The 21,244-nt window shown below is 70.6% G+C and carries 24 protein-coding genes; 8 read left to right on the plus strand and 16 right to left on the minus strand.

Going from position 1 to position 21,244, the window contains the following annotated elements:
- Nucleotide 1: 1 nt before the first annotated feature.
- The 8 genes from Q8Q71_RS04055 to Q8Q71_RS04090 form a co-directional block, all read right to left on the minus strand.
- Complete coding sequence (locus Q8Q71_RS04055; RefSeq protein WP_305758355.1) at nucleotides 2-529, minus strand: phage tail tape measure protein; 528 nt, start codon at nucleotides 527-529, stop codon at nucleotides 2-4.
- On the minus strand, nucleotides 522-695 hold the full coding sequence (locus Q8Q71_RS04060) for a phage tail assembly chaperone (protein WP_305758356.1): 174 nt from the start codon (nucleotides 693-695) through the stop codon (nucleotides 522-524). Before Q8Q71_RS04060 ends, Q8Q71_RS04055 begins: the two co-directional genes overlap by 8 nt.
- Nucleotides 692-988 (minus strand): GTA-gp10 family protein, encoded by a 297-nt coding sequence (locus Q8Q71_RS04065; RefSeq protein ID WP_305758357.1) that lies wholly within the window; start codon nucleotides 986-988, stop codon nucleotides 692-694. Before Q8Q71_RS04065 ends, Q8Q71_RS04060 begins: the two co-directional genes overlap by 4 nt.
- The gene (locus tag Q8Q71_RS04070) at nucleotides 988-1,398 is read right to left on the minus strand and encodes a phage major tail protein, TP901-1 family (RefSeq protein ID WP_305758358.1); all 411 of its coding nucleotides are present in this window, start codon (nucleotides 1,396-1,398) and stop codon (nucleotides 988-990) included. The genes Q8Q71_RS04065 and Q8Q71_RS04070 overlap by 1 nt, the downstream gene beginning before the upstream one ends.
- Nucleotides 1,395-1,808 carry a DUF3168 domain-containing protein gene (locus Q8Q71_RS04075; RefSeq protein ID WP_305758359.1) on the minus strand — a complete coding sequence of 138 codons (414 nt, stop codon included), beginning with the start codon at nucleotides 1,806-1,808 and terminating at the stop codon, nucleotides 1,395-1,397. The genes Q8Q71_RS04070 and Q8Q71_RS04075 overlap by 4 nt, the downstream gene beginning before the upstream one ends.
- Nucleotides 1,805-2,098 (minus strand): head-tail adaptor protein, encoded by a 294-nt coding sequence (locus Q8Q71_RS04080; RefSeq protein ID WP_305758360.1) that lies wholly within the window; start codon nucleotides 2,096-2,098, stop codon nucleotides 1,805-1,807. The genes Q8Q71_RS04075 and Q8Q71_RS04080 overlap by 4 nt, the downstream gene beginning before the upstream one ends.
- Nucleotides 2,095-2,361, minus strand: coding sequence for a head-tail connector protein (locus Q8Q71_RS04085; RefSeq protein WP_305758361.1), 267 nt, complete (start codon nucleotides 2,359-2,361; stop codon nucleotides 2,095-2,097). The genes Q8Q71_RS04080 and Q8Q71_RS04085 overlap by 4 nt, the downstream gene beginning before the upstream one ends.
- A gap of 106 nt (nucleotides 2,362-2,467) precedes the next feature.
- The gene (locus Q8Q71_RS04090; RefSeq protein ID WP_305758362.1) at nucleotides 2,468-3,703 is read right to left on the minus strand and encodes a phage major capsid protein; all 1,236 of its coding nucleotides are present in this window, start codon (nucleotides 3,701-3,703) and stop codon (nucleotides 2,468-2,470) included.
- An 86-nt stretch (nucleotides 3,704-3,789) separates the two neighbouring features.
- Here Q8Q71_RS04090 and Q8Q71_RS04095 point away from each other — a divergent pair, with 86 nt between their 5' ends.
- Nucleotides 3,790-4,599, plus strand: coding sequence for a hypothetical protein (locus Q8Q71_RS04095; protein ID WP_305758363.1), 810 nt, complete (start codon nucleotides 3,790-3,792; stop codon nucleotides 4,597-4,599).
- A 10-nt stretch (nucleotides 4,600-4,609) separates the two neighbouring features.
- Here the strand turns inward: Q8Q71_RS04095 and Q8Q71_RS04100 are convergent, their stop codons facing one another.
- The 5 genes from Q8Q71_RS04100 to Q8Q71_RS04120 form a co-directional block, all read right to left on the minus strand.
- Nucleotides 4,610-5,047 carry an HK97 family phage prohead protease gene (locus tag Q8Q71_RS04100; RefSeq protein ID WP_305758364.1) on the minus strand — a complete coding sequence of 146 codons (438 nt, stop codon included), beginning with the start codon at nucleotides 5,045-5,047 and terminating at the stop codon, nucleotides 4,610-4,612.
- Nucleotides 5,044-5,271, minus strand: coding sequence for a hypothetical protein (locus Q8Q71_RS04105; protein ID WP_305758365.1), 228 nt, complete (start codon nucleotides 5,269-5,271; stop codon nucleotides 5,044-5,046). Before Q8Q71_RS04105 ends, Q8Q71_RS04100 begins: the two co-directional genes overlap by 4 nt.
- Complete coding sequence (locus Q8Q71_RS04110) at nucleotides 5,271-6,431, minus strand: phage portal protein (RefSeq protein ID WP_305758366.1); 1,161 nt, start codon at nucleotides 6,429-6,431, stop codon at nucleotides 5,271-5,273. Before Q8Q71_RS04110 ends, Q8Q71_RS04105 begins: the two co-directional genes overlap by 1 nt.
- A gap of 249 nt (nucleotides 6,432-6,680) precedes the next feature.
- Nucleotides 6,681-9,101, minus strand: coding sequence for a PAS domain-containing protein (locus Q8Q71_RS04115; protein WP_305758367.1), 2,421 nt, complete (start codon nucleotides 9,099-9,101; stop codon nucleotides 6,681-6,683).
- An 88-nt stretch (nucleotides 9,102-9,189) separates the two neighbouring features.
- Complete coding sequence (locus Q8Q71_RS04120; protein ID WP_305758368.1) at nucleotides 9,190-9,672, minus strand: YcgN family cysteine cluster protein; 483 nt, start codon at nucleotides 9,670-9,672, stop codon at nucleotides 9,190-9,192.
- A 36-nt stretch (nucleotides 9,673-9,708) separates the two neighbouring features.
- Here Q8Q71_RS04120 and Q8Q71_RS04125 point away from each other — a divergent pair, with 36 nt between their 5' ends.
- The 6 genes from Q8Q71_RS04125 (at nucleotide 9,709) to Q8Q71_RS04150 (ending at nucleotide 16,830) form a co-directional block, all read left to right on the plus strand.
- Complete coding sequence (locus Q8Q71_RS04125; RefSeq protein ID WP_305758369.1) at nucleotides 9,709-11,538, plus strand: ABC-F family ATP-binding cassette domain-containing protein; 1,830 nt, start codon at nucleotides 9,709-9,711, stop codon at nucleotides 11,536-11,538.
- Between the two features lie 645 nt (nucleotides 11,539-12,183).
- Entirely contained in the window at nucleotides 12,184-13,224 is a 1,041-nt protein-coding gene (locus Q8Q71_RS04130; RefSeq protein WP_305758370.1) for an ABC transporter substrate-binding protein, read from the plus strand.
- Complete coding sequence (locus tag Q8Q71_RS04135) at nucleotides 13,217-13,987, plus strand: ABC transporter ATP-binding protein (protein ID WP_305758371.1); 771 nt, start codon at nucleotides 13,217-13,219, stop codon at nucleotides 13,985-13,987. Before Q8Q71_RS04130 ends, Q8Q71_RS04135 begins: the two co-directional genes overlap by 8 nt.
- Nucleotides 13,984-14,736 carry an ABC transporter permease gene (locus tag Q8Q71_RS04140; RefSeq protein ID WP_305758372.1) on the plus strand — a complete coding sequence of 251 codons (753 nt, stop codon included), beginning with the start codon at nucleotides 13,984-13,986 and terminating at the stop codon, nucleotides 14,734-14,736. Before Q8Q71_RS04135 ends, Q8Q71_RS04140 begins: the two co-directional genes overlap by 4 nt.
- 106 nt (nucleotides 14,737-14,842) lie before the next feature.
- Nucleotides 14,843-15,739: a hypothetical protein gene (locus tag Q8Q71_RS04145; protein WP_305758373.1), complete on the plus strand. Its 897-nt coding sequence runs from the start codon at nucleotides 14,843-14,845 to the stop codon at nucleotides 15,737-15,739.
- Nucleotides 15,736-16,830, plus strand: coding sequence for a DUF2336 domain-containing protein (locus Q8Q71_RS04150; RefSeq protein WP_305758374.1), 1,095 nt, complete (start codon nucleotides 15,736-15,738; stop codon nucleotides 16,828-16,830). The genes Q8Q71_RS04145 and Q8Q71_RS04150 overlap by 4 nt, the downstream gene beginning before the upstream one ends.
- Before the next feature lie 66 nt (nucleotides 16,831-16,896).
- Here Q8Q71_RS04150 and Q8Q71_RS04155 read toward each other — a convergent pair whose 3' ends face one another.
- From Q8Q71_RS04155 to cysK, 3 genes are all read right to left on the minus strand, one after another.
- Nucleotides 16,897-17,328: a MucR family transcriptional regulator gene (locus tag Q8Q71_RS04155; protein WP_305758375.1), complete on the minus strand. Its 432-nt coding sequence runs from the start codon at nucleotides 17,326-17,328 to the stop codon at nucleotides 16,897-16,899.
- A 166-nt stretch (nucleotides 17,329-17,494) separates the two neighbouring features.
- Nucleotides 17,495-18,712 (minus strand): DUF2336 domain-containing protein, encoded by a 1,218-nt coding sequence (locus Q8Q71_RS04160; protein WP_305758376.1) that lies wholly within the window; start codon nucleotides 18,710-18,712, stop codon nucleotides 17,495-17,497.
- 44 nt (nucleotides 18,713-18,756) lie between these two features.
- The gene (cysK, locus tag Q8Q71_RS04165) at nucleotides 18,757-19,737 is read right to left on the minus strand and encodes a cysteine synthase A (protein ID WP_305758377.1); all 981 of its coding nucleotides are present in this window, start codon (nucleotides 19,735-19,737) and stop codon (nucleotides 18,757-18,759) included.
- A gap of 164 nt (nucleotides 19,738-19,901) precedes the next feature.
- Between cysK and fliI the strand changes: the two genes are divergently transcribed.
- A complete protein-coding gene (gene fliI / locus Q8Q71_RS04170) occupies nucleotides 19,902-21,242 on the plus strand; it encodes a flagellar protein export ATPase FliI (protein ID WP_305758378.1) in 1,341 nt (446 codons plus the stop codon).
- Nucleotides 21,243-21,244: the final 2 nt, after the last annotated feature.

A 21,244-nucleotide genomic window follows, 5' to 3' on the forward strand; every position in this document is an offset into this window, starting at 1 on the left:
TTCAAAGCCGGCGCGCGCCCAGCGATACGGCGCGCGCCAGCATCTGGGCGATCTGCGCTTCGGACCGCAGCAACCCCGGGGCGCCGCCGTCGACTCTCACGTTCACGGTGACGCCCCCGCCCACCGGCTCCACCACTCCGGCGGCTGCGGGCCGGAACACCTCAGGTCCCCGCTCGCCGACCAGATAGGCCCCGCCGCCGAGGACTGGTCCGCCCTCTGCGCGGGACCCGGCGAAGATCGTCTGGACCGCCCGGGCGATGGCGTCGGAAAGCCCGTTCCCGCCCCCCGATCCCGACGCCGCGTTGACCGCCGCCAGCACCGCCCGCGCCAGTTCGGCCAGGCTGACTTCCCCGTCCGCCGCCGCTCGCGCCAGCGACCGGACCAGCCCGTCCCCGGCCTTGCCGAAGGCGTCCTCGATCGACGCCGCGGCTCGCTCCGCCGGCTCCCGTAGCGCTTCCAGCGCCGCCGCCGCCTCGGCCGCCTTGCGCGGCACCCCGTCGAGCCCGGCCGGTTCAAGTGTGTCAGTCATCCGGCCACGCCTCCGTCATCCGCCTCAGGTCCTCGCGCCCAATCGGCGCCGTCCGGCCCGGCCGTTCCGTCAGCATCCGCCACTCCCGCAGCGACAGTCGCCAGAACGCCTCCGGTCCCACGCCCAGCCTCGCCGCGACCCGCAACATCTCGCTCCAGGGAGTCATCCGGCCGCCGCCGAGAACGCCTTCGCCACCGCCTCGGCGGCCTCGCGCGGATCGACGCTCGCCAACGCCGGCTTGTCGGCCAGGTCCCACTCCCCTCCGGCCTTCAGCAGGGCCCACAGCACCGCCTGGAGATCCCGCGCCGACAACACCCGCATCCGCTCCGCCAGGCCCGACAGCCCCTCCAGCCCCAGCGCCGTCTCGATCTCCGCCAGCGCGCCCAGGGTCAGGCACAGCCGCCGCTCGGCCCCGGCCAGCATCGCCGTGACCTCCCCCCGCGCCCCGTTGGCTTCCATCACAGCGCCGCGAACGTTACTTGGCCCGCGCTCGCCAGGCTGATGGCGAAGGTCGCCTCGCCCTCATGCTCGCCAGCGTATTCCAGGGCCGCCACCAGGAATGGGCCTTCCAGCACGCCGAAGTCCGGCACGATCAGCCGCCAGACCCGCGCCGCCTGGTCGAAGAAGGTCTCCCGGATCAGGGCGTCCGACGCGGCGTCGCGGAAAATTCCCTGACCCGCCACCGCCGCCGACCTGACCCCCGCCCCGCCCAGCAGCTCGCGCCAGCGTCCTGCGCTGTCGCCATCAGTCGCGTCGACAGTCCGCGCGTTCAGCGAGATGGTCCGCGTCCTCAGGCCCGCGACCGTCGTGAACACGCCCGGCGCGCCCTCGATCTTCAGCAGGATGTCCTTGCCGCGTTGTGCGCTCATGTCTCCATCTCCTCCGTGACGGCCCGCACCCGCAGCACCGCAAATGTCCGCGCCCCGTCGGCGCTGGGGAACACCTCCGCGAACGAGACCCCTAGGCTCGCCGTCCGCACGCCGTCGGCCTCCAGAATCGCATCGTCCAGGGCCAGCCGCACCGCCGCCATCACGGCCTTGGCCTCCTCGGTCCCGCGGAATCGCGACGCCACGGTCAGCGTCAGGGCGTGCTCGACGCCGCCCCCGTCCGCGGCCACGGGCCGGCTCTCGCTCCGCCCGATCAGCAGGTGCGGGAACGCGGTGTCCGTTGGCGCCCCGTCCCAAATCCGCGCCGCCTCGCCCAACAGCGCCCGCACCGCCGGATTCGCCCGCAGATGGACGATCAGCGCCTTCTGCAGCGCCAGTTCATGCGCGCTCATCGCATCCGCTCCAGGGTCAGGATCGCCCGGCCGCCGACCACCTCTCCCGAGACGATCCGCCAGTCGGCGCCGCCGAAGCGCAGCATCCGCCGAGGGATCAGCCGCACGTCCGACCGCGTCTCCGCCGTCACCGACTCGATCGCCCTCGCGCCGCCGGCCTCGCTCTTCTCGCGCCGCCGCCGCGCGCCCAGCTTCAGCCAGGCCGACCCGAGCGGCTCCCAGCTGACCGCCCGGCCGCCGTACGGCGTCTCCGTCTCGACGCCCTCGAACAGCTCCGCCAGCGCCTTCACAACCGCACCACGCGATATGGCGCGATCCAGCCTTCGACGGGCGCGACCGGCATCTCCCGATCGCCCCGCTCAAAGGCGCGCAGCGCCAGCATCAGGATCGCCAGCCGCAACGGCGCGGGCGAGGTCGAGGCCAGGCTCAGCCCGACATCCCCTTCGACCCGCGCCCGGGCAGCATCGATCAGCGTCTGGATCAACCCGTCCTCGGCGTCGTGCCCGACGCGCAGGAACAGCTTCGCTTCCGCCAGTGAGACGGGTGCGGTCATGGGAACCTCGTTGTGTTGAAAACGAGGGCTCAGGTCTTGGGTCGAAGGGCTTGGTCCGCCCTCTTCCCAATCCCTAAGCCCTACCCCCCCCAAGCCCACGCGAGCATCAGCTCGCGCTGAACTTCATCACCTTGATGGCGTCGAAATTCTGCACCCCGCCGCCGACCCGCTTGGTCGTGTAGAACAGCACATAGGGCTTGGCCGAATACGGATCCCTGAGCACCCGCACCCCCGCGCGATCCACGATCAGATAGCCGCGCTGGAAATCCCCGAAAGCGATGGCCGCGCTGTTGGCGCCGATGTCCGGCATGGTTTCGATCTCGGTCACCCGATAGCCCAGCAGGCTGGCCGTCTCGCCTGCCCGCTGCGCCGGCTGCCAGATGTAGGCGCCGTCGGCGTCCTTGAATTTGCGCACGGTGGAAACCGTCTTGCGGTTCATCACGAACCGCCCGTTCGGCCGGTACTGGGCCTTGGGCGCGTAGACCAGATCGATCAGCCGGTCGGTCGGATCCTCGGCCGCGAAGGCGCCCGCCGCGCCGGACGCGACATAGCCGATCTCGCCCCATTCATGGTCGGCCTCGGCGACGATGTCGTAGCCCAGGAAACCCCTCGGCTTGTTGACCCCGTCGCCGGTGACAAAGGCCTGGGTCTCCTGCGCCGCGAAGGCGTCCTCGACCTCGGCCGCCAGCCATTCGTCCAGGTCGATCAGGGCGTCGTCCAGCAGCGACTGGGTCGCCGCCGGATTGGCGTAGAGATCGGCCGAGGGGAACTCCAGCAGCGCCAGCGTCGCCGGGTCCGTCTCCGGCCGAGCCGCCGTCTCGGCCACCCAGCCCGAGGCCACGCCCGCCGTCGACACCGGCTTCCCGAACACCCCGGCCCCGACCGTCCGCACCGTGGCGATCTCGCGCATCGGCGACCCCGCCATCAGCCGCCGCTCGATGGCCCGCTCGGTCTGCTCCGGCACGACATAGCCGGCCGAATTCGACGCCGTCGACAGCCCCGCCTTCAGCTCCAGTCCGAACGACTGGCCCGTCTTGAGATAGCCGTCAAACGCGCTCTTTTCCTCCCCCTTCATGGGGGAGGTGGCGGCGAAGCCGCCGGAGGGGGCAAGCCCCGGCCGCCTTCCCTCGCTCACCACCCGGTCCAGCCGCGCCTGCGCAGAGGCCACCGCCTGGTCGATCCGCGCCACCTTCTCCTCCAGCAGCGTATCCGCCGAGCTCTTCCGCTCGATCTCGTCCAGCCGGGCGTCATTGGCCCCTTTGAACGCCTCGAACGCCGCCATCATCTCGTGCATGGCGGCGCGCGCCTCCGGCGTGGCCGGGGCCTGTTTGGTCTCTTTCATGATCTCTCCGATTGAAGAACCGCGGGTTGCGGTTAGGGTCGGGGCGTGAACCGCCCTCTTGAAAAATTGTCGCCGCGGGATGACGAGTGAGCGCGCATTTCACCCCCCTCGAATCCGATATCCTCGACGCCCTCGCCTGGGACCTGCGCGACCTCGCGCCGGACCTCGCCGGTCAGTTCGCCGAAGCCCTGCCCGGCGTCCGCCGCAACACCGGCTCGGGCCTGTTCACCGAGATCATCGTCCATCGGGCCCGCCCGGCGCCGCTGACGACGCCGACCGGCCGGTTCGGCACGGTCCACGCCATGGTCGGCGACCTGCCGGACCCCGTCGCCTTCCAGGCCGAACTGGTCGCCGGCCGGCTCATCGCGCTGCACGGCGACGCCTATGGCCAGGACACCCGCGCTCTCGACTTCGCCCGCGTCCCTTACGACCAGGTCTTCACCGTCGACGACCAAGGCGACTCCATGGCCTTCGACCCCGCCGCCCTGATGCAGCCCGGCCCCCTGCTGAACCTGCATCATCATCCCGACCGCGAGCCGCCGCCCCCGGTCGCCGCCCAACTGTTCGATATCGGCAGTGTGCGCGGCCCCGGCGACGCGGCTCCGAAACCCCTGATCGACGTCCTGTTCGGTTCGCCGGGCGCGACCGCGAGCGAGACGCCGCCGACCGACATCCCCCCGGACAAGGCGGATCAGACCTCGGTCAAGGTGGCCCTGTGGGTGGTCCTCGGCGTCGGCGCCCTGTTCGCCGTCGCCTTCTTCGACGTCCCCGTCGTCCTGGCCGCCGTCATCGCCGTCATCGTGGGACGGTTCCTGAACCGTCCTCCTGTCCTGTCGGTCCTCGCCCGCGCCGCGCGACGTTTCGGCCAGTACGAATATCGCCCGCCCCAGCGCTGAACGCGGCCCGCTATCCGCGGTCCTGGAGCACCGTGAACCTCGCCTGTGGCAGCATCGGAAAGGTGACCAGCGACACCTCCCACAACTCCACCTCCACCAGCACCCGAAGCCGCCCGTCCCGACGGGCGCGGCTGCTGCGAAAGCCGATCGACAGGCCATCCAGCGCACCGGCCTTCGACAGGGCCCGCGCGAACCGCGCCTCGGCCGACCAGTCCATGATCCTTCCCCGGACGAACAACCCGCGCTCGTCCTCGACCATCTCGTCCCAGATGCCGACGACCGCCCGACCCTCGTGCTGGTGCAGCATCCGCACGCCCTTGACGCCCGTCCTCGCCAGACTGGCCGCGAAGGCCCCGCGGCCGACCACGTCCCCGTTCAGATCGGCCACGCCCCAGAGGGAGGCGTAGCCGTGGATAGCCAAACCCGCTTCCACGAACGCTGTCGTCACCGGTCGCTCTCCAGCTGCCATTCGATCCGGTCCAGCGTCGCCCGGTTGGCGAGACTCTGCTCCTCCAGTCGCGCCAGTCGCTCCGCCACCTGTCGCTGCTCGCCGACGCGTTCCTCCAGCGCGTCGATACGCGCCGCGGCGCCGCCGGCCCACAACAGCGCCCCGATCGTCTGCACCAGCAGCGCGGCGATCACCGCGACGGGAATCTTCCTTATCGTTTCCATCAGTCTCCCACCCCCGCCATCCGCCGCCGCTCCTCGTCCGTCAGGAAGGTCGCCGCGTTCAATCGCGCCCACAGCGCGTCCCGTTCAGGCTGTAGTGCGGGCAGGCCGTCCAGATCAGCCTCGATCCTCGCCCCCGCGAACCGTCCGCCCAGCCACCCCGTCAGCGCCGCCGCCGTCTTTCTCACGAGCGGAACCACCGTCCCGCGCCAGAAAGCCGCATTGGCCTCGCGATAGTTGGCGTAGGTCGCGTCTCCCGGAATCCCCAGCAGTTGCGGCGGCACTCCGAAGGCCAGGGCGATCTCGCGCGCCGCGGCATGCTTGCCGGCGATGAAGTCCATGTCGGCTGGCGTCCAGCTCATCGGCTTCCAGTCCAGCCCGCCCTCCAGGATCATCGGCCGGCCGGCGTTCATCGTGCCCGCGTGACTCTCCTCGACCTGGGCCCGCAGTCCCTCGAACTGCTCGGCCGTCAGCCGCTCGCCGTCCCGGGATGCATAGACCAGCGCCCCCGAGGGCCGCGCCGCATTGTCCAGCAGGGCCTTGTTCCAGGCCCCCGAGGCGTTGTGCACGTCGATCGCGAACGCCGCCGCCTCCAGCGGCGAAAATCCGTAGTGATCGTCCGTCGGGTGAAACAGCTTCAGCTGCATCACCGGCGACCAGCCGTCGGCTGCCCGGCCGATCCGGATCGACCGGCCGTCCACAGAATATTCCCAGGCCTCGGGCCAGCCCGCGCGTCCCGGGACCACCTTCACCCGGTCCGGCCGCAGCGTCCAAAGCTCTTCGATCCCTCTGTCGCCGACCGCTTCCGCATAGGCGTTTCCCGCCGTCTGCAGGGCGCCGTACAGCGCCTCCAGCCACTCCGCGCCCGATTGCTCCGGGTTCGGCCGAGCCAGCAGCGCCGCCAGCGGATGATCGTCGCGCCGGACGCCGGAGGCGAACACGGTCAGCGGCGTCGACGCCGCGGCCTCCGCGATCATCCGCACGCAACGATAGGCGATGGCGTTCCTGGCGAACCCTTCCTCGGCCAGGTGGGCAAAGTCCCGCGGCGTCCACCGCGCCCGCCCTCCGGACGTCAGGGCGATCAGCGGCCCGGCCCGGCTGTCCTTGATCTCGGGCGCGTCCGCGCGCCCGCGGCGGCCCATTGGCCAGCGCAGCTTCGCCATCCTCTTCCTTCCCGAAAGCTCGTGTCAGATCAGCCGCACGCCCGGCCTGCCTCTGGCGGCGGCGGCGAGGGGGGAGCGGTCCGCGTCAGCGCGGCGCCGGTCCTGATTTCCCGCCATGCCCATACAGTAACCGACCAGCGCACTTGTGCTGGCAGATTGTTGTCTTAAAAGTACAAATGATTGATTTGACGAAATTTAATTTCGTCAACGCGACTATATTCCCGGCGACAGCGTCACGCGGCGGAACGGTCAGGCGGCGTCGGCCTCGCCCAGGCTCGCCCGCTGCTCCAGTCGCGCGGCGATGACCCGCAGCAGTTCCGCCACCTGGATTGGCTTGCCCACATGGTCGTCCATGCCCGCCTGCCGGCACCGCTCGACCTGTTCCGGCTGCACATTGGCCGTCAGGGCGATGATCGGTATGCGTCCCGCCGCGCCCTTGAGCGCCCGGATCGCCCGCGTCGCGTCCAGCCCGTCCATCACCGGCATATGGACGTCCATCAGGATCAGGTCGTAGCCGCCCTCGCGCGCCGCTTCGACCGCCTGGGCGCCGTCCTCGACGGTTTCCAGCGCCACGCCCATGCCGCCCAGGATGGCGGTCACCAGCTCGCGGTTCGCGGCTGCGTCGTCCGCCATCAGGATGCGCAGACCCTCGGGGGTGGGCGCCTCGGCGGCGGTCGTTCCGCCTCCCGCCACCGCCTTGGCCGGCGTCAACGGAACCTCGAACCAGAAGGTCGAACCCTCTCCCGCCCGGCTCTCGGCGCCGATCTCGCCGCCCATCATCTCGATCAGGCGACGCGAGATCGACAGGCCCAGGCCGGTGCCGCCATAGACCCGGGTGGTGGAATTGTCCGCCTGGCTGAAGCGTTCGAACAGGGCGTCGATCTTCTCCGGGGCGATGCCGATGCCCGTGTCGCTCACGGCCACTCTCAGCCGTTCTCCCGTCCACGATACGGCCAGCGCGACCTGCCCCTCGCTGGTGAATTTCGCGGCGTTCGACAGGAAGTTCAGCGTCACCTGTCTCAGACGGCCGTCATCGCCGATCAGGGCGGGCGGCAAGTCCGGATCCAGCGACACCGCCAGCGTCAGTCCCCTGACCTCGCACTGGCCCTCGATCATCGCCGCGGCGGCCTGCGCCATCGCGCGCGGGTCGAACGCGCGGGTCTCCATCTGCACGGCCCCGGCCTCGAGCTTGGAATAGTCCAGAATGTCGTTGATGACCCCCAGCAGGGCCTCGCTGGCCGTCGCGATCCGGTCGGCGTAGCGCCGCTCCGTTTCCTCCAGCGTCGCGCTCTGCTGCAGCAGTCCGGAAAAGCCGATCACACTGGTCAGCGGCGTTCTCAGCTCGTGGCTCATATTGGCCAGGAATTCCGACTTGGCCCGCGCCCCTGCCTCGGCGCGGTCGCGGGCTTCGATCAGGGCCTCCTCCAGCCGCTTGGTCTCCGTGATGTCGCGCACCACGTCCTGGAACTGCACCACCCGTCCCTCGGCGTCGCGGATGATCGACGTCCGGGCCTCGAACCATCGCACCTCGCCGTCGCGCGGCAGGCCGCGGTAGGTCACGCCGCGATGCGACCACTCCGGGGGCGCCTTGACGAACTCCCGGAAGCTTGCGGTCAGGGCAGGGACGTCGTCGGGATGGATCAGGGAGGTGGCGGGCCGACCGATCAGCGCCTCGGGCGGATAGCCGGTCGCGGCCTCGAGCGACGGGGACACATAGGTCACCAGCCCGTCCACCCCATAGGTGACGATGATGTCCGTCACCCGCGACGCCAGCAGCCGGAAGCGCCGCTCGCTCTCGGTGAGGCGCTCGATCGCCAGATCGCGATCGGTGACGTCCTGAAACACGCCGAACATCGACGCGACCCGCCCATCGGGACCTCGTTCGGTGTCGGCGCTGGCCTCGACCGCCCGTTCCTCGCCGTCCGGACGGATCAGGCGGGCGCGGGTCCGGAACCCCTCGCCGGTCGCCAGCCCGTGCATCACCGCCTGTCGGATGCCCTCCCGGTCGTCGGGATGAAAAAAGGCCAGCGAGTCCGCCAGGTTCGGATCGAACGTCTCGGGGGTAACGCCGTAGATCCGGTAAACCTGGTCGGACCAGGTCGACATCATGGTTTCAGCGTCCATTCGCCACTGACCCACGCCGGCCATTTCCTCGGCCAGCCTCAGCAGCTTCAGCTGCTCCGACTGACGCCGGCCGACCTCGGCCTGGTCGATCATTTCGCCGGCCATCTGCGCCAGCAACTTCAGATTGGCGATCTCCGCGTCCGAAGGGGTAGGGCGCGGCCGGGTGTCCATCACCGCGATCGCGCCGACAGCTTCTCCCGCGGCGTTGGCGACCGTGGCGGCGGCGCAGAAGCGCAGGCCGGGCTTGCCGATCACCATCGGGTGGTTGCGCACCCGGTCGTCCTTCCGCGCGTCCTCGATGACCATGACGGCGCCGGGGCCCATGGCGACCATCAGGTGAGTCGCCGTCAGTTCGCGGGGCAGTTCGGTCTGGTCCAGCCCGATGTTGGCCCGGAACAGGGTTCGCTCGCCGTCGATTACTCCGACCATGGCGTGGGGCGTCCCGAACATGGCGCAGGCGAGCGCCGTCAGCCGCTCGAAGGGGCTGTCCAGTTTCAGAGACTCCGTCGTCGCTTTTCGCGACGTTTGCGGACGTTTCGCTCCCATCCGGCCAGACTGGGGCCGGAACAACGAAATTTCGGTTAGCGCCCGACCCAGGCGGCGACCGGCCATGCCGCGAGTCTCGGCGCCGGCGTCATACCCCGCGCTCGTCCCGCCATTCCGAAGCCTCGAAGTCCAGCGCGTCCTCCGGCTCCTTCAGCGCCAGTTCCGACACCGTCTGCCCGCGGACCGACACCCCGGCCTTGTGCACGCTTTCGGGATCGCCCGAAACGAGCGGATGCCAGTCCGCCAGGCCCCGTCCCTCATGCACCCGGCGATACCCGCAGGACAGCGGCATCCACGCCAGCCGTTCGATGTTCCACGGCGTCAGCTTGATGCAGTCCGGCACATGCGCCTTGCGGTTCGCATAGTCCGTACAGGTGCAGCGCGTCGGGTCGAACAGCTTGCAATGCACCCGCGTCGGGATCACCTCGCCGCTGTCCTCGTCCTCGAACCGCACCAGGCAGCACAGGCCGCAGCCGTCGCACAGGCTCTCCCACTCCTCGCGCGTCATCTGCTCGAGGCGTTTGGTTTGCCAGAAGGGCTTGGTCGGGGGGTCGGTACGCTCTACATCCACCGCCTCCCCATACGCTCCTCCCCGTCCGAAAGCACCATGGCCGCCCGCCCTCCCCTCGTCGCACTCAAGGACGTCCGCTTGCAGGACGGCCCGCGCCCCCTGTTCGACGGCGTCGACATCGCCATCGAGCCGCGCACCCGCGCGGCCCTCGTCGGCCGCAACGGGGCCGGCAAGTCGACGCTGATGAAGCTGGTGATGGGGCTGATCGAACCCGACGCAGGCGACCGTTCGGTCCAGGCCGGCGTCCGTTTCGCCTTTGTGCCGCAGGAGCCGGAAATCACGGGCGAGACCCTGCTCGACTACGCCGTGTCGGGCGGCGCCGAGCGCTGGACCGCCGAGGCCTGGCTGACCACTTTCGGCCTCGACGGCGACGCGCCCGCGGTCAACCTGTCGGGCGGCGAGACCCGTCGCGCCGCCCTGGCCAGGGCGTTCGCGGAGGAGCCCGACCTGCTCCTTCTCGACGAGCCGACCAACCACCTGGACATCCTGGCCATCGAACGGCTCGAGAACGAGCTTCTCCAGGCCCGCTTCTCGGTCCTGGTGGTCAGCCACGACCGGGCCTTCCTCAACCGCGTAACCCAGACCTGCCACTGGCTTGAGGGTCGCCGCGTCCGCACCCTCAACAAGGGCTTCAAGGCCTTCGACGAATGGGCCGGCAAGGTGCTGGAGGAAGAGGCCGAGTCCCTGCGCCGCCTGAACAAGGCCATCGAGCGCGAGACCTATACCTTCTACCGTTCGATCACCGCCCAGCGCACCCGCAACGAGGGCCGCGCCCGCGCCCTGGACGCCATGCGCGAGGACCGCGCCGAACGCGTCAGGGACATTCCCCGCGAACTGAACCTCGGCGTCGATTCCGGGGCCCTCTCGGGCAAGCTGGTGGCCGAGCTCAAGGGCGTGACCAAGGCCTTCGGCGACCGCACGGTCATCAAGCCCTTCACCACCCGCGTCATCCGCGGCGACCGGCTGGCCATCGTCGGTCCCAACGGCGCGGGCAAAACCACCCTGGTCAAGATCCTGCTCGGTCAGCTCAAGCCCGACTCCGGCACGGTCCGCCTCGGCGCCAACCTCGACCCGGTCTATCTCGACCAGTCGCGCGAGGGCCTGAAGTCCGACATGACCCTGTGGGACGCCCTGACCCCCGGCGGCGGCGACAGCGTGCTGGTGCGCGGCGTCTCCAAACACGTCGCGGCATACGCGAAAGACTTCCTGTTCCAGGAGGGTCAGCTGCGCCAGCCGATCTCGACCCTGTCGGGCGGCGAGCGCAACCGCCTGCTGCTGGCCCGGGCCCTGGCCAAGCCGGCCAACATGCTGGTCCTCGACGAGCCGACCAACGACCTCGACATGGACACGCTCGACAAGCTGGAAGAGCTGCTCGAGTCCTATGACGGCACCCTGATCCTGGTCAGCCACGACCGGGACTTCGTCGACCGCCTGGCCACCTCGACCATCGCCATGAACGGCCGCGGCGACATCGTCGAGACGCCCGGCGGCTGGACCGACTTCATCCGCCAGAACCCCGGCTTCCTCCAGCCCGGCGCCAACCCCCGCCCGCAGGACAAGGACGCCGCCGCGCGCGCGGCGGCGGCGCCCGCGCCCGCCTCGGTCGCAGCCGCGCCGAAGAAGCCGGGCAAGCTGACCTTCAAGGACACCCACCGCCTGAAGGAGCTGGAAGGCCTCCTCGCCAGCCTCCCGGACGACATCGCCCGCCATGATGCGACCCTGTCGGACCCCGGCCTCTACGCCCGCGATCGCAAGGCCTTCGACCGCGCCACCGCCAACGCCGACCGCGCCCGCGCCCTGCTGGCCGCGGCGGAGGAAGAGTGGCTGGAGCTTGAGGCGAAGCGCGAGGCCTTGGCGGGAGCCTGAATTCGACCCGGGATCGACGCCGGAGACACGAATTTTGGGCCCTTCGCGCGGACCTGTGCAGAAGTCACAAGACCTTCACATAGAAGGGAAAATTGCAGAGGCTGCACAACGGCGCCTTCGCCGCGCAAACTTTATCCCCAACACCGTCCACAGACGGTCATTCCGGACCGCTTGCTACATCGGGCGATCGGAGCGAGCTTGATCAGGCCGAGGGACACGGCGGCGCGGAAAACCGGGGAGACCCGGGGCTCAAAGCGGACCGGCCCGGCTCTCTGATCGAACGCACCGGGGGGTTTCGACCCTAACGGACGGGAGACAGGATCAAGGCCCAAAGGACCCTTCGAAGGCTTCGGCCGGAGAAGACCGGAGGGAACCGGATCGGGATCGATGGACGGCGCGGGGCTCGACCTCGTGGAACGCCGGAGACCAGGAGCGCGACAGGATACAGCTGACCATCGTCGGGGTTCGCCTCGCTGATGCTGAAGCCAGGGTTCTGAACCTCAATGGCCAAGTCCAACCCGGACTTGGCGAGGGGACGAGGGAAGCCGGTTCGCCGGGGACCTTCGTCCCCTCGCTCAATTCCGGCGTCCGGTTCACGGACCCAACCCCCTTCCCCTTGGCCCGCCTGAGCCGTACATCTCGGCCATGACCTTGCGCGGGAATCGCCCCTCATCCCCGGACCGCCGCGCCCTGATCGCCGGCGCCGGCGCTCTCGCCGCCGCCTCGGCCCTGGGAGCCTGCACCCGCTCCGAAGCGCCGGTGGACGAGGAAGGCCGCGTCCGCCTCCGCTTCGCCACCGACTGGCGGGCCCAGGCCGAGCATGGCGGCTTCTACCAGGCGCAGGCCTCGGGGGCCTATGCGAAGCGCGGCCTGAACGTCCAGATCATCCAGGGCGGTCCCGGCGTCAACGTGCCCCAGCTTCTGGCCTCGGGCGCTGTCGAACTGGGCATGGGCTCCAACAGCTTCATCCCGATGAACCTGGTCGCCGAGGGGGCGCCGGTGAAGGCCGTCGCCGCCTATTTCCAGAAGGACCCCCAGGTCCTGATCGCCCACCCCGATCCGGCGCTGGAGAGCATCGCCGATCTGGCCGGCCGCCCCTTCCTGCTGGCCGACGCCTCGATCACCGCCTTCTGGGTCTGGCTCAAGGCCAAATACGGCTTCACCGACGACCAGGTGCGCAAATACACCTTCAACCTGGCTCCCTTCCTCGCCGACGAGCGGGCGGTGCAGCAGGGCTATCTGACCTCCGAGCCCTATACGATAGTGAAGGAAGCCGGCTTCACGCCCAAGGTCTTCCTGCTGGCCGACGAGGGCTACCCCTCCTACGCCGCCATGGTCCTGGCCCCCAACGCCTTCGCCCGCGACAACGCCGTCGCCCTGCGCAGCTTCATCGCCGCCTCGGCCGAAGGCTGGCGCGACTACATCCAGGGCGACGGCAAGGCGGCCGACGCCCTGATCCGCAAGGACAATCCTGAGATGACCCAGGACGTCCTCGACCAGGCCCGGGCCAGGCTGAAGGCCAACGGCATCGTCGATGGCGGCGACGCCGCCCTCTATGGCCTCGGCACCATGACCATCGAACGCTGGCAGGCCTTCTTCGAGGTCACTTCGCAGGCCGGCGTCTATCCCCCGAACCTCGACTGGCGCCAGGCCTTCACCACCCAGTACCTGCCCGGTCGTGGCTAGGACGCCCCCGGCCGCGGCCCTGCGCGGGGCCGTCGTCCGTTATCCGGGCCGTCCGCCCATCGGCCCGGTCGACCTGGACATCGCTGCGGGCGAGATCGTCGCCGTCGTCGGCGCCTCGGGCGCGGGCAAGTCGACCCTGTTGCGGTTGCTGGCGGGGCTGGAGCAGCCGTCCGACGGGGCCGTGATCCGCACGTCCGGACCGGGCCGCACCGGCTTTGTCTTCCAGGCTCCGACCCTGCTGGGCTGGGCCGACGCCCAGGCCAATGTCGCCCTGCCGCTCGAACTGGCCGGCGCGCCCCGCGCCGGGGCCCGCGCCCGGGCCGCCGGGGCCCTGACCGCTGTCGGCCTCGGCGACCGCCTGACCGCCCGTCCGCGCCAGCTGTCCGGCGGCATGGCCATGCGCGCCTCGCTGGCCCGGGCCCTGGTCACCGACCCCGACCTGCTGCTGCTCGACGAGCCCTTCGCCGCCCTCGACAGCGTCACCCGCCGCCGACTGATCGAGGACCTGCATCGCCTGTGGGTCGCCCGCGCGCTCCGGCCCGCCGTCGTCTTCGTCACCCACGATGTCGAGGAGGCGGTCTATCTGGCCGGCCGGGCCCTCGTGCTGGACGCGGCGACCGGACGCGTGACGGCGGATCTGGCCTCCCCCGGTTCCCTGCCGAGACCGGAAGGCTGGCGCGCCGACATCGGCTATCGGGCCGCCGTCGAGACCCTTGCCCAGGCGCTGGCGGCCGCGATGCCCGCCGCCGGGGCCATCGCATGACCCGGATCCTGCCGCCCCTGCTGCTCACCGCCCTGCTCCTCGCCGCATGGGAGATCGCCTGTCGCGCCCTGGACGTCCCGCCCTGGTTCCTGCCGCCGCCCAGCGCCGTCGCCATCGCCCTCGTCGACCGCGCGCCCGTTCTCGCCGCCTCCGCCGGCGCGACCTTCTGGATGGCGCTGCAGGCCCTGATCCTCGCCGGCCTGCTGGGCGGAGGCCTGGCCCTGGCGGTCTCGCTGAGCCCGCCCGCCGAACAGGCGGTCCGCCCCCTCGCCGTCGCCCTGCAGGTCACGCCGGTGGTGGCCATCGCGCCGCTGGTGTTGATCTGGACGGGTCTCGATCACGCCGACCGAGCGGTCGTGACCCTGGCCGCGACCGTCGCCTTCTTCCCGCTATTCTCGGGGGTCCTGACCGGACTGAAATCGGCCGACCCCGATCTGGAACGGCTGTTCGACCTGTACGGCGCCACGCCGGTCCAGCGCCTGCTTCGGCTACGCCTGCCCGCCGCCCTGCCTTTCGTGCTCGAGGGGCTGCGCGTCGCCTCGGGTCTGGCGGTCATCGGGGCGGTGGTGGCCGAGTTCGTCTCCGGCTCCGGCGCGACGCAGGGGCTGGCCTGGCGGCTGCTGGAGGCCGGCAACCGCCTGCGGACCGCCGATATGCTGGCGGCCCTGGTCTGTCTGATGGTCATGGGCCTGGGGCTGAACCTCGGGGTCGCGGCTCTGGAGCGCCGTGTCGGGGCGCGGTCGGGCTGAACCGGGAACTCCCACCGGGAGTTGCGGAGGGGCGTCGCCCGTTAGCGGCGGGTTAAGCCCGGCATGACTAGCGTACGGCTCCAGTCCTCGCGTCCGGAGCCGCCCCTTGCGCCGCGTCACGATCCTTTCGACCGCCCTGCTCGTCGGCCTCGGCGCGACGGCCTTCGCCGGCGTCGCGGCGGCGCAGAATGCGGACGCGCCCTCCGGCGAGGCCCGCGGCCTGCGCTATCTGTCGTGGTCGGGCAGGGGTCCGGTCGCCGCCCCGCCCGTCGCGGCCGCCTCGAACCAGCCCCCTCCGGCGCGGCGCGACCTTCGGCGACCCAACGCCGTCATTCCGCACGGCGGCCCCGCCGCGGCCGGGGCCGCTCCGCCGCCGCGCCCGGGCCTGACGCCGGCCCCCGGCGCCGGGCGCACCCTGACCCCCGCCAACGCGTGGATGCAGCCCCGAACCCTGCCGCCGGAACCCGCCCCGCCAGCCGCTCCCGCGGCGCCGGCGCCGCGTATGACTCCCGACTATCTGCCCGACCAGGGCGGCCGCGGTCAGCCCGTGCCGGCCGACATCGCCGCCGCTCCGCCGTCGTCCGCCATCGCGGCCGGACCGGCCGATCCCATGGCCCCGCGGCGGGACGCCCCGATCTTCCGCATGCAGCAGGACGCCCCGGTCCAGCCCGCGCCCGTCCGGGCCGAACCGGCCGCCGGCGAACCCGCGCAGGCCGCCGCCGCCAGCGCGCCCCGGCCGCGTCGCACGGCCGAGGTCGCCAGCACCGGGGAACGACCGCCGCAGCAGAGCGCCCGCTACTATTCGGTCCATCGCCAGAACGGCCGCCAGCCCGACGCCCTGGACATGCCCGAGCCGACCTATGTCGACGCGCTGGCCGTCACCATGATCGAGACCCCGGCCTCGCAGGACCTGGCCGAGCCCGCCCAGGGCCCGACCCTGATCCGCGACGGACAGGGCCGGCTGCGCGCCGCGCCGGCCGCTTCAGACGGGGACCATCAGTGACCGAAACGGCGACCCTCTCGCGCCTGCCAGACCTGATCGCTCTCGCCGAGGAGGGATCGAGCGAGAAGCGCCGCGCCCTGTTGCGCGAGCTGACCGAGCATTTCTTCGGATCCTCGGCGCGCACGGCGACGGAAGACACCCTGTACGGCGCGGTCCTCGCCAGCCTCGCCGCCGACATGGAAACCGCGGTGCGGGCCGAACTGTCGGCCCGCTTCGCCCACGCCCCGGACGCGCCCCACGCCCTGATCCGCCGCCTGGCCCACGACGAGGCCGCCGTCGCCGGCGCCGTCCTGGCGACCTCCCCGGTGCTGACCGACGAGGATCTCCTGGGCGTGGTGCGCAAGCACGGCCAGGATCATCTCCGCGCCGTTTCGGCCCGGGCGTCGGTGTCCGAGGCCGTGTCCGAGGTCATTGTCGAGCGCGGCGACGATGAGACCCTGGGAACCCTGCTCCGCAACGACGGCGCCCGGTTGTCGCGCAAGTCTTCGGAAGCGGCGGTCGAGCGCGCGCGCTCCAACCCGGCCCTGCACGAGGCCACGGTGTCCCGCGCCACCCTCCCCGCAGACCTGCTGAACGAGATGTATTTCGTAGTCGAGGCGCGGCTGCGGACACGCATTCTGGAACAGAACGCCCGCATGGATCCGGCCCTGCTGGAAAGCGCCCTGGCCGCCGGACGCGCCCGCGTCGCCACCGACGACGGCGCCCTCCCCGCCGACTACGCCGAATGCCTGGCCTATGTGGAAGAGCTGAAGGCCGCCGGCCAGCTCACGCCCCAGATGCTGGCGCGTTTCCTGCGCTCGGGCGGGACCACGTCCTTCCTGATCGCCCTGGCCCAGTTGTCGGACATCGACTTCCACACCGCCCGCCAGATCGTGGAGCGGCGCGAACTGGACGCCCTCGCCGTGGTCTGCAAGTCCGCCGACCTCGACCGCGCCCTGTTCCTGACCTACGCCGTGGTGCTGCTGAACGACGACGGCGACGCCATGGCCAAGGCCCACTCCTACGCCCGGATGTATGCCGAACTGACCCGCGAGGCCGCGCTCAGGACCCTGCGCTTCTGGCGCATGCGGCGCGGCGCGGCGGCCGCCTGATCCACGCAGCGAAACGCCCGCCTCCGCTGCCGGAGACGGGCGTCGGGATGTCGGAGGTCCGCGGTCCTACTTCTTGGCGCGACCGGCGGCGCGGGCGGGTTTGCGGCCGCCCTGGCCCAGGCCCATCTGCTTGGCCAGGTCCGAACGCGCCTTGGCGTAGTTCGGCGCGACCATCGGATAGTCCTTCGCCAGACCCCATTTGGCCCGGTATTCCTCGGGGCTCATGTTGTATTTGGTGCGCAGGTGGCGCTTCAGCGACTTGAATTTGCGGCCGTCCTCCAGGCAGATCAGGAAGTCGGGCGTGATCGACTTGCGCACCGGCACGGCCGGTTCCTTGACCTCGGGCTCCGGTTCGACGGCGCCGGTGGAGACCTGGGTGAGGGCGGCGTGAATGCTGGAGATCAGGCCAGGCACTTCCGCCGCCTGGACATTGTTGTTGCCGACATAGGCCGACACGATGTCCGCCGTCATCTCGAGCAGTTGAGCGTTGTCTTCCATGAGCGCGTCCTCACCTTGCTGGCGTGTTTTTCGACTGAATCAGCCGTTGGCGAGGTCAATAGATTTGTTCTCTACGGAAAGCAACATCGTCCTTGTTGAACGCAACGGGGGCGGCGAACTGTTCTTGAGTTCACTATAGATTGCCGCGGCGCCGGATGTGCGGCGGTTAACGCCCGAAGTTTTCGGCAAGCGCGAGCATGGCCGCGCGTTCGGGAGTCGAATAATCGCCCAGCCCCTCGTCCTCGCCGTCGCGGATGGCCCGCAACAGCGCCGGCGTCAGCGCCGACGACAGCGACCAGTTCCAGTAGCGCAACACCGTCTGGGCCCGGTCGACCGCCAGCATGTCATAGGTGATCTGCACCCGTTCCCAGGCCGGATGGGGCGAGCCGTCTTCCTCCGTCTCGGGCCGCCGCATCGAGCGCCACAGATTGGTCAGGTCGCTTTTGCCAAGCCCCGTGGCCTTGCACAGGATGGCCAGCGGCTCGCCGCCCGGGTCGCCCATGATCTTGGCCCCGGTAATCGGCTTGACGCCTGACAGATAGGCGATCTCGGTCGCGACCTCGCGGTTCAGGCCGCGCTCGGCCGCCGCCGCCACGGCCTGTTCCAGCCCGCCGTAGGGGCTCTTCTCGATGGCCGCGCGGTTCCTCTGGCGTCGCTCGATGAACTGCAGGGCCTTGCGCGACACCGGATCCTGCCAGTTCTCGGCGGCCGCCATGGCGAAGACGTCCTCGGCCACCTCCTGCATCACCTCGCGCGAAACCGCGAACCGCTGCAGGATGGTGCGGCGTTCCTCGGGGCCGCACCACCAGAACATCACATAGGCCCCGGACGGTCGCAGTTCCGGTCGCTTCAGCACGGGCCCGCACAGTCGCGGCTCGGACCGGCTCAGGCTGACCACGCCCTCGATCGCCGTCTGGCACAGGCGGGCCGTGGCGTTGCGCAGCACCGCCTCGATGACGTGGCTCTCCCCGAAGCTCAGCAGCGTCTCGGTGACCACCTCTGACAAGCCGCGCCGGCTGGCCATCAGGAAGCGGTGCGCCGGGGTGGTGTCCCGCGCGCACGCCACCAGGTCGGCGTCCGACAGCGAGGCGCATTGCTCGATCAGCAGAGCCGCGATCTCCGGCTCGTCGCGCAGCAGCATCCGCGCCAGGGCGTTCGGCAGTTCGGCCAGGGGCGCCAGCCGCGAGGCCACCCGACGGCGGTCCTCGGGCGAGGCCAGCCGCAGCATCTCGACCAGCAGGTCGCCGGTCACCGCCCGCTCGAACGCGTTGATCCGGCTGGCAGGCAGGGAGACGACGTCGGCCAGGCGCTTCAACAGCGCATGACGCGCGCGGAAGCCGCCTTCCGGGACGGCCTCCTCAGGGCTGGGCGCGGGCTCGGACATGTCGCGCGAATCGTAAGGCCGCGCGGGTTAACCGGCTGTGACGGTTACAACCCCTCGAACAGGGCCGTCGACAGGTAACGCTCAGCGAAGCTGGGGATGATGGCGACGATGGTCTTGCCGGCGTTCTCGTCGAGCGCCGCCTGGCGGAAGGCCGCGACCAGGGCGGCCCCCGACGAGATCCCGACTGGAATCCCCTCCACCCGCGCGGCCTTGCGGGCCATGTCGAAGGCGTCCTCGTTGGACACCTGTTCGACCCCGTCGATGACCGAACGGTCGACGATCGAGGGGATGAAGCCCGCGCCGATGCCCTGGATCTTGTGCGGTCCGGGCTCGCCGCCGGACAGCACCGGCGACGCCGTCGGCTCCACCGCGATCATGCGCAGCGAAGGCTTCCTCGCCTTCAGCACCTGTCCCACCCCGGTGATGGTCCCGCCCGTGCCGACGCCCGAGACGACGATGTCGACCGCCCCCGCCGTGTCGTTCCAGATCTCCTCGGCGGTCGAGACCCGGTGAATGGCCGGGTTGGCGGGATTGTCGAACTGGGCCGGAATGACCGCGCCGGGGGTCTGCTCCTTCAGCTCCATGGCCTTGGCGATGGCCCCCTTCATCCCCTTCTCGGCCGGGGTCAGCACCAGTTCGGCCCCCAGCAGGGCCAGCATCTTGCGCCGCTCCAGCGACATGCTCTCTGGCATGACCAGGATCAGCCGATAGCCCTTGGCCGCCGCCACGAAGGCCAGGGCGATGCCGGTGTTGCCGCTGGTCGGCTCGATCAGCACGGTCTCGGGCCCGATATGCCCCGCCTGCTCCAGCGCCTCGATCATGGCCACCCCGATGCGGTCCTTGACCGAGGCCATCGGGTTGAAGAACTCCAGCTTGGCCAGGACGGTCGCCTTCGGCTTCATCCCGGCCGACAGCCGCGGCAGGCCGACGACCGGCGTGTCCCCGATGGTGTCGAGGATGGACGGATAGACCTTCCCGCGACCGGCCTTAAGATGGCGGGACGCGTCGTAGGGGGCGTCGGACATGGGAGTCTCCGTCGGTTGGGCGCGAAAGAGATAGTCGCTGCGGAGCCATCCGCAAACTGCGGATTCCCGACCCTGAGCGTCGTTCACATGATCGCCCGCCCTTGCCCTTCACCCCCCATTAACCACGATGCCGCATCCCTGATCCCCTGTTCCGGGGCCTTCACTTGCGCAATCTCGCCGCCGCCGTCGAAGCGATCGACCCCCTGGTCGTGACCGGCAAGGTCGCGGGCGTGAACGGCCTGCTGATCGAGTCCCGGGGCGGCCTGTCGCGCCTCGCCGTCGGGGCCCGGGCCGAGATCGAGCGCCGTCACCTGTCCCCCCTGCCCGCCGAGGTCGTCGGCTTTCGCGACGCCAAGGCCCTGCTGATGCCGTTCGGCCCGGTCGAGGGCGTCGCCCCCGGGGCCGACATCCGCATCGTCTCCTCCGCCGCCAGCGTGCGTCCGACCACCGCCTGGCTGGGCCGGATCATCGACGCCTTCGGCCAGCCGATCGACGGCAAGGGGCCGTTGCCCGTCGGCCCCGCCGCCTATCCCCTGCGCGCCCCCCCGCCCCCGGCCCATTCGCGCGGGCGCGTCGGCGAGCGGCTCGACCTGGGCGTCCGCGCCATGGACGTCTTCACCACCACCTGCCGCGGCCAGCGCCTCGGCATCTTCGCCGGCTCGGGCGTCGGCAAGTCGGTGCTGCTGTCCATGCTGGCGCGTCAAGCCACCTGCGACGTGGTCGTGGTCGGCTTGATCGGCGAACGGGGCCGGGAGGTGCGCGAGTTCATCGAGGAGACGCTGGGCGAAGAGGGCCTGCGCCGCGCCATCGTGGTCGTGGCCACTTCGGACGAACCGGCCCTGAAGCGCCGGCAGGCCGCCTATATGACCATGGCGATCAGCGAATACCTGCGCGATCAGGACCTCGAGGTCCTGTGCCTGATGGACTCGGTGACCCGCTTCGCCATGGCCCAGCGCGAGATCGGCCTGGCCGCGGGCGAGCCGCCGACGACCAAGGGCTACACCCCCACCGTCTTCACCGAACTGCCCAAGCTGCTGGAGCGCGCCGGGCCTGGCCCCGTCCGGCCCGACGGCACCACGGCCGGCCCGATCACCGCCATGTTCACCGTCCTGGTCGACGGCGGCGACCATGACGAGCCCATCGCCGACGCCGTGCGAGGCATCCTCGACGGCCACATCGTCATGGATCGCAAGATCGCCGAGCGCGGCCGCTTCCCCGCCATCGACGTGCTAAAGTCCGTCAGTCGCACCCTGCCCGCCTGCCAGACCCCGCCCGAGCGCGAACTGAATCGCCGCGCCCGCCAGTGCCTGTCGGCCTACGGCAATATGGAAGAGCTGATCCGCATCGGCGCCTATCGCGCCGGGGCCGACCCCATCGTCGACCGCGCCATCGCCCTGAACCCGGCGCTGGAGGCCTTTCTGGGCCAGGACAAGGACGATCACACCGGTCTTTCCGATTCCTTTACCCGGCTGGAAGCAATTCTGAACCAGGGGATGGTTCAGTGACC

The sequence above is a fragment of the Brevundimonas sp. genome (assembly GCF_030704825.1).
GTDB lineage: Bacteria > Pseudomonadota > Alphaproteobacteria > Caulobacterales > Caulobacteraceae > Brevundimonas.